The organism is Psychrobacter sp. AOP5-GZ1-6 (assembly GCF_052376345.1).
GTDB lineage: Bacteria > Pseudomonadota > Gammaproteobacteria > Pseudomonadales > Moraxellaceae > Psychrobacter.
This window is the reverse complement of the sequence record NZ_JBQSVP010000199.1, coordinates 1-3,959: the sequence shown is the minus strand read 5'-3', so window position 1 is coordinate 3,959 and position 3,959 is coordinate 1. Positions and strand designations below refer to the sequence as shown.

The following is a 3,959-nucleotide window of genomic DNA, read 5'->3' as shown; positions in this document are numbered from 1 at the left end:
AGTTTAAAAAGTAGCTTTATAAATTATAAACTTTATCAGTCATAAATTTTATTACATCGTTTTTATTACAATAGAAAGGAGTTCCACATGGTATACCAAGGAAATCGCATCACGGTGACAATGCTAGAGGATGGCATCGCCAACATGCAGTACAACGCTGAAAATGAGAGCGTAAACAAATTTGATGCCGAAACCAACAAACAGTTCGGTGAAGCGGTCAGTGCGCTAGAAAAAGCGGACGACGTAAAAGGTCTTATCGTCACTTCAGGCAAAGGTGTGTTTATCGCTGGTGCTGACATCACAGAATTTGTAGGTTCTTTCAAAAAATCAGAAAGTGAAATCAAAGATTGGGTTGTTCATGTCAATGACGCGTTCAATCGTTTTGAAGACTTACCCTTTCCAAAAGTTGCGGCCATCAATGGTGCTGCAATGGGCGGTGGTTGTGAGATGACCTTGGTTTGTGAATACCGTGTCATGAGCGAAAAAGCCATCATCGGTCTACCAGAAACCCAATTAGGCATCTTCCCAGGTTTTGGTGGGACGGTTCGTAGTACGCGTATCATTGGTATTGATAACGCGCTTGAGCTTATCGCGACTGGTACACCAAAGAAAGCATTGGCTGCCTTGAAGTTAGGCCTAGTTGATGCAACTGTGCCTGCTGACGACTTGCAAGATGCCGCGATTGACTTGGTCAAAAAATGTATCTCAGGTGAGCTTGATTGGAAAGCGAAACGTGAAGAAAAATTGGTGCCTGTTAAGCTAAATCAGCTTGAGCAAGCCATGGCATTTAACAGTGCTAAAGGTATGATCTTTGCCAAAGCAAATCCTAAGCAATACCCAGCACCAGCGCTAGCGATTGCAGCCATCGAAAAGCATGTTAATTTGCCACGTGATAAAGCGATCGAAGTAGAAGCGGCTGGCTTTGCAAAAGCGGCTAAAACACCACAAGCAGAGAGCTTGGTGGGTCTATTCTTAAGCGATCAGCTAGTCAAAAAATTAGCGAAGAAACACAGCAAAATAGCACATGAAATCAATGAAGCGGCCGTACTAGGCGCTGGTATCATGGGTGGCGGTATTGCCTATCAGGCAGCCAGTAAAGGCTTGCCAATCATCATGAAAGATATCAAGTCTGAGCAATTAGACCTTGGTATGGGCGAAGCCAGCAAGCTACTTGGCAAAATGGTCGATCGCGGCAAGATGACCCCAGCAAAAATGGGCGAAACCTTAAGCCGTATCCGTCCTACTTTGAATTATGGTGACTTTAGCGATACTGACATCGTTATCGAAGCAGTCGTAGAAAATCCAAACGTCAAGCGTGCGGTACTAAAAGAGGTAGAAGGCTTGGTTAAGGATGATTGTATCCTAGCATCAAATACCTCGACCATCTCTATCACTTATCTGGCTGAAGCACTTGAGCGTCCAGAAAACTTCGTTGGCATGCATTTCTTTAACCCAGTACACCGTATGCCGCTAGTAGAAGTTATCCGCGGTGAAAAGTCATCTGAAGAAGCGATTGCAACCACGGTTGCGCTAGCATCAAAAATGGGCAAAGTGCCAGTAGTGGTCAATGACTGCCCAGGTTTCCTAGTAAACCGTGTGCTATTCCCATACTTTGGTGCCTTTGACCTGCTACTCAAACAAGGCGCTGATTTTGCTCATGTGGATAAAGTTATGGAAAAATTCGGCTGGCCAATGGGCCCTGCGTATCTAATCGACGTCGTTGGTTTAGACACAGGTGTCCATGGCGCAGAAGTGATGGCAGAAGGTTTCCCTGATCGCATGAAGCCTGATTATAAAGGTGCTATTCAGCATCTATATGACAATGAGCGTCTAGGTCAGAAAAACGGTATTGGTTTCTACAAATATGAAACTGATAAGCGCGGTAAGCCAAAGAAAGTGGCGGATGAGGCGACTTATGAGCTGCTAAAAGCGACTACAGACAGCGAAAAGCAAGAGTTTGATGATCAAGCCATCATCGATCGTACTATGATTGCCTTCTGCAACGAAACGGTTCGTTGCCTAGAAGACAACATCGTGAGTACGCCATCTGAAGCGGACATGGCGATGATTATGGGCGTTGGTTTCCCACCATTCCGCGGTGGTCCTTGTCGTTATATTGACCAGTTGGGTCTAGATAATTACTTGGCATTGTGTGACAAGTACGCGTACCTTGGCAAAGCTTATGAAGCCCCGCAAAAGATTCGCGACATGGCAGCAGCAGGCGAGACTTTTTACGCAACAGCGTAATAGGCAGTCATTACTAGGATAAAGTGCCGTACACAGGCTCGATCAGATTGTTAGAAATTTATGTATTATTAATAATTTGACAGTCAAATATGATGAGTGCTGTGATACGGCCACTGACAATAAAAATTGAAAAGGAATATGGTATGACAATTTTAAGTCCAAAAGACGTGGTCATCGTAGATGGCGTACGCTCAGCGATGGGTAGAACCAAAAACGGTATGTTCCGCCATGTACGTGCTGATAGCATGTCTGCTGAGTTGGTGCGTGCACTGGTAGAGCGCAACGACTTTGATCCACGTGATGTAGAAGACATCATCTGGGGCTGTGTAAACCAGACACTAGAGCAAGGTCTAAACATCGGTCGTAACATCGGTCTGCTAGCTGATATTCCAAAAACTACTGGTGGCCAAACGGTCAACCGTTTATGTGGTTCTTCTATGCAGGCGCTACATACTGCTGCTGCCCAAATTATGACCAACCAAGGTGATATTTTTATCATCGGTGGTGTTGAGCACATGGGTCACGTCGGTATGATGCATGGTGTTGATCTAAATCCAGCAGCATCTAAGCATTATGCAAAAGCCTCAAACATGATGGGCTTGACCGCTGAAATGCTTGGTCGTATGAATAACATCACTCGCGAAGAACAAGACGTTTTTGGTCTTGAGTCACATCGCCGCGCATGGGCTGCGACCACTGAAGGTCGTTTTGATAATGAAATCATCGGTATCGAAGGTCATGATGCTGCGGGTCGTCTGCAATTATGTACGGTCGATGAAGTGATTCGTCCGGATGCAACGATGGAACAAATGCAAAAACTACGTCCAGCCTTTGATCCAAAAGGCGGCACAGTAACAGCGGCCACCTCATCTGCATTGTCTGACGGTGCGTCAGCGATGCTAGTCATGAGCGCACAAAAAGCCAAAGATCTAGGTCTAAAACCACGTGCTCGGATCCGTAGTATGGCAGTGGCTGGTTGCGATGCGGCTATCATGGGCTATGGTCCTGTACCTGCCACCAATAAAGCATTGAAGCGTGCTGGCATGAGCATTGACGATATGCAAACCATCGAGCTAAACGAAGCCTTTGCAGCGCAAGGTTTGTCAGTACTTAAAGCATTGAACTTGACCGACAAGCAAGACATCGTCAACATCAATGGTGGTGCGATTGCCTTGGGTCATCCACTAGGATGTTCAGGCGCTCGTATCACTGTGACGTTATTAAACGCGATGGAGCAGTCAGATACTGAAATCGGTCTAGCGACGATGTGTATCGGTCTTGGCCAAGGCATTGCCACTGTTATTGAGCGTGTTTAAGCCTCAAGAATTTTAAATAAACTGATAACTGTTGATTAAATTACACTAATATTTTGTAAAATGAGCGCTTCTCACTTAATGTCGGAGGCGCTTTTTTGTGCCCACAATAAAATAGTATAAGTCATTACGCTAAACCTAAGCATATGGTTATTAGTTGAGTCAGAAAGGTCATAAAAATTAGAGTTTGGTCTATTGTCTTACATCTCTTTGCTATTTTTGTAGGATATCCAATAAATTGCTTTTTAACTGATATTCATAATAGGTGTTAGTAAGGTTATTGAATATAACCAAATAAAAATTGAGATAATATAGCTAAATACTATAAAAACCCACTTATGAATTTTCGATTTTAAAACTATATGTAAAATCAACTTAGTAATAATAAACGCAAAAGTA

At 44.0% G+C, this 3,959-nt stretch carries 2 protein-coding genes; both read left to right on the top strand.

The window, feature by feature from the left end:
- Positions 1-87 precede the first annotated feature (87 nt).
- A complete protein-coding gene (fadB, locus tag ACT3RN_RS14865; RefSeq protein WP_192520415.1) occupies positions 88-2,247 on the top strand; it encodes a fatty acid oxidation complex subunit alpha FadB in 2,160 nt (719 codons plus the stop codon).
- Positions 2,248-2,390: 143 nt separating this feature from the next.
- On the top strand, positions 2,391-3,563 hold the full coding sequence (gene fadA, locus ACT3RN_RS14860) for an acetyl-CoA C-acyltransferase FadA (RefSeq protein ID WP_192520414.1): 1,173 nt from the start codon (positions 2,391-2,393) through the stop codon (positions 3,561-3,563).
- Positions 3,564-3,959 lie beyond the last annotated feature (396 nt).

What these genes read in the sequence shown, in the direction of transcription:
- fadA (WP_192520414.1), top strand. Translation starts at nt 2,391, where the DNA reads ATGACAATTTTAAGTCCAAAAGACGTGGTCATCGTAGATGGCGTACGC.
- fadB (WP_192520415.1), top strand. Translation starts at nt 88, where the DNA reads ATGGTATACCAAGGAAATCGCATCACGGTGACAATGCTAGAGGATGGC.